The sequence below is a fragment of the Bergeyella anatis genome (assembly GCF_036016955.1).
Classification (GTDB): domain Bacteria; phylum Bacteroidota; class Bacteroidia; order Flavobacteriales; family Weeksellaceae; genus JAYWXI01.
This window is the reverse complement of the sequence record NZ_JAYWXI010000082.1, coordinates 1-758: the sequence shown is the minus strand read 5'-3', so window position 1 is coordinate 758 and position 758 is coordinate 1. Positions and strand designations below refer to the sequence as shown.

Annotated in this window: 1 protein-coding gene; it reads right to left on the bottom strand. The window is 35.2% G+C overall.

What is annotated here, in order from left to right; all coding sequences use genetic code 11:
- Positions 1–758 (bottom strand): helicase-like domain-containing protein (locus VQ048_RS12325; protein ID WP_503619826.1); only part of this gene is annotated, 758 nt, incomplete at both ends.

Genomic DNA, 758 nt, shown 5'->3' with positions numbered 1-758 from the left:
ATACCAATATCTTTTGCCGTTCGATAGTCTGTGATTTCCGAATAAAATTGTGCTAATTCTGGAACTTTGATAAAATAGCGGAAGCGTTCTTTTTGTACAATATTATTCGCCACTGAAAATTCGTAATCGATGGTTTTACGGGCATAAATAGCCGCCCAGGCATCAAAACAGGTAATTCCTTGCTTTTCCAAAGCCTGTGGACGCAAATATTTAAAAAGTAAATAGAGTTCCGTTAATGAGTTAGAAATGGTTGTACCTGAGAGAAAAGTAGCCCCTAAATCCTTACCAGACCTTTTTTGAATGGTGCGAATGGCAAATAATAAATTCATCGCCTTTTGACTTCCTTGCATATTGCCCAATCCAGCCACTCGGTCGTGCCGTGTGTTAAATATTAGGTTTTTGAACTTATGGCTCTCATCAACTAACAAATGATCAATCCCCATCATTTGAAAATCAACAATAGCATCGGTTCGTTGATTGATAGAAAATTCCAAATCTTTTAACTTTACTTCTAAATTTTCTTTCCGCTTAATCATACCTTTTAGCATTCTATTTGAAACTTCTTTGCCTTGTTGTTCCAATGCCCATAAATTTTCTTCCACATCGTCTAATTCTTGCTGAAGAATTTCTTTTTGTATTTCGTAAGATTGAGGTATCATTTTAAATTGGTCATGCGTTAAAATCACACAATCCCAATCATTATTTTTAATATCCCCAAAAATACGTAGTCGCTTATCGGGTTTAAAATCTTCTTTGCC